The sequence below is a fragment of the Nakamurella sp. genome (assembly GCF_048594475.1).
Taxonomy (GTDB): domain Bacteria; phylum Actinomycetota; class Actinomycetes; order Mycobacteriales; family Nakamurellaceae; genus Nakamurella.
This window is the reverse complement of record NZ_JBMDXT010000100.1, coordinates 1-1,854: the sequence shown is the minus strand read 5'-3', so window position 1 is coordinate 1,854 and position 1,854 is coordinate 1. Positions and strand designations below refer to the sequence as shown.

Annotated in this window: 2 protein-coding genes; one reads left to right on the top strand and one right to left on the bottom strand. The window is 72.1% G+C overall.

The window, feature by feature from the left end; translation table 11 throughout:
* Positions 1-390 (bottom strand): LacI family DNA-binding transcriptional regulator (locus tag ACOJUF_RS05070; RefSeq protein WP_420120776.1); only part of this gene is annotated, 390 nt, incomplete at its 3' end.
* Between the two features lie 229 nt (positions 391-619).
* On the opposite strand from ACOJUF_RS05070, the gene ACOJUF_RS05065 reads away from it, so the two are divergent.
* Positions 620-1,762, top strand: coding sequence for an ABC transporter ATP-binding protein (locus ACOJUF_RS05065; protein ID WP_420120775.1), 1,143 nt, complete (start codon positions 620-622; stop codon positions 1,760-1,762).
* Positions 1,763-1,854 lie beyond the last annotated feature (92 nt).

Genomic DNA, 1,854 nt, shown 5'->3' with positions numbered 1-1,854 from the left:
GAAGCCGTCGACGGCGGCCCGGGTGACCCCGGCGACGTCCTCCGAACCGGGCCGCGCGGGGACCAGCAGCAGGCCGACCTGCGCCTCGTCGCACTCCAGCGTCAGGCCCTCGAGGAACGCGACCGCGCCGGGGTCGCGGATGGCGTAGGAAACCTGCTCGGCGAGCAGGAGCCCGACCGCGCCGGCCTTGCGGGTGCGCAGCGATCGGGCCATCGGATCGGGCCCGGGATAGCCCATCCGGCGGGCCGCCTCCATCACCCGCGATCGCAGCTGCGGGGAGAGCTGGTCGGGCCGGTTGTAGGCGTTGGACACCGTGGTCCTGGACACGCCCAGCTCGGCGGCGAGCGACGCGAGCGTCGCCGGCGGCCTCGTCCGTGGGGGTCGGTCCATCCTCGACACGCTATCGCGTTCGCGGTGCGCTTCCGGTAACCGGTCCGGTGCCGCGCCCACCGGACCCCCACGGCGACACCCAGCAGCTGGCCGATGTCCGGGAAAACGTTTTCCAACCCCCTTCCCTTCCCCCGCCGGCTCGGCTAGGGTCACTTCTCGACAGCCCCCAGTAGCCCCCTGCGACCGGTGCGGAGCCGCCCTCCGGACCGATGGAAGGACGTGACGATCGATGGCCGACGTCCAGTACGACGGAGCCTCCCGCGTCTACCCCGGCAGCCCGCCCGTGCGTGCCGTCGACACCCTCAACCTGGAGATCCCCGACGGGGAGTTCCTCGTCCTCGTCGGACCCTCGGGCTCCGGCAAGTCCACCGCCCTGCGGATGCTGGCCGGCCTGGAGGACGTCAACGAGGGCCGCATCGTCATCGGCGGCCGCGACGTGACCCACGTGCCCCCGAAGAACCGGGACATCGCCATGGTGTTCCAGTCCTACGCGCTGTACCCGCACATGACGGTGGCCGAGAACATGGGCTTCGCGCTGAAGCTGCGCGGGGTGAACAAGACCGAGATCGCCGAGAAGGTGAAGGAGGCCGCCGGCCTGCTGGACCTGGAGAAGTACCTCGACCGCAAGCCCAAGGCCCTCTCCGGCGGTCAGCGGCAGCGCGTCGCCATGGGCCGGGCCATCGTCCGCGAGCCGTCCGTGTTCCTCATGGACGAGCCGCTGTCCAACCTCGACGCCAAGCTCCGGGTGGAGACCCGGGCCAACATCGCCGAGCTGCAGGCCCGCCTGGGCACCACCACCGTCTACGTCACCCACGACCAGGTCGAGGCCATGACGATGGGCCACCGGGTCGCGGTCCTCAAGGACGGCATCCTCAACCAGGTCGACACCCCGCGGACCCTGTACGACAAGCCGGTCAACGTCTTCGTCGCCGGATTCATGGGCTCCCCGGCCATGAACCTGCTGACCGTGCCGCTGACCGCCGAGGGTGCCCAGCTCGGCGACGCCGTGTTCCCGCTCCCCCGTTCGGTGATGTCCGAGGCGTCCGCCGCCGGCCTCAAGGAGGTCACCTTCGGGGTCCGTCCGGAGAACATCACCCTGGCCGGCTCCGGCATCCCGGTCACCATCGACCTGGTCGAGGAGCTCGGCGCCGACGCGTTCGTGCACGGGCACACGCCGGACGGCAACCGCCTGGTCATCCGCGCCGACGCGCGCATCCACCCCACGGCGGGCTCGACGGTGCACGCGCTGCCGACGGACGCCGAGCACTGCCACGTGTTCGATCCGAACACCGGCATCCGGTTCAAGTCCTCCGACGCCGTCCCGGCGGATGCCGCCGCGGCCGCCGGCTCGGCCATCAACCTGGGCAAGTAACCTGCAGTCCCGAACGGGGGCGGGGGCGGGCGGCGCGGGACACCCCCCCGGCGGGCGCCGGCGGCTGGGGGGGTGGCGGGCGGGGGTGCACC

What these genes read in the sequence shown, in the direction of transcription:
- ACOJUF_RS05065 (WP_420120775.1), top strand. Translation starts at nt 620, where the DNA reads ATGGCCGACGTCCAGTACGACGGAGCCTCCCGCGTCTACCCCGGCAGC.